Source organism: Streptomyces sp. P9(2023), from assembly GCF_032436795.1.
Lineage (GTDB): Bacteria > Actinomycetota > Actinomycetes > Streptomycetales > Streptomycetaceae > Streptomyces.
Map to the genome: position 1 here is coordinate 1 of NZ_JAUPWM010000404.1, position 278 is coordinate 278.

The 278-nt window shown below is 51.1% G+C and carries 1 pseudogene; it reads left to right on the forward strand.

Features of this window, described 5'->3' with window-relative positions:
* A pseudogene (locus tag Q5762_RS38120) lies at positions 1-180 on the forward strand (hypothetical protein); the annotation flags it as partial.
* Positions 181-278 lie beyond the last annotated feature (98 nt).

Consider the following 278-nt stretch of genomic DNA (forward strand, 5'->3'; position numbering starts at 1 on the left):
GTCATGCTTTTGCCGTCTGGTCGTTCGGCGCATCTTGAGGCTGGTTGGTTTGCCGGCAAAGGTAAACGAGTCATCATCGTAACGCGAGATGGTGAAGAACCAGAATTAATGGCGTTACTTGCGAATCACATTGTCACTTCTTGTGAGGAAGTGCTTGACATTTTAGATGGAGTGAAGTGATATGGCGACTCTCGGTGAACTTCCTCCGGATGAACTCGAAGGCGCCGTGCACCTTCTCCTCGTCGGTCCGTCGAAAGCCGGCAAGACTCACTATATCG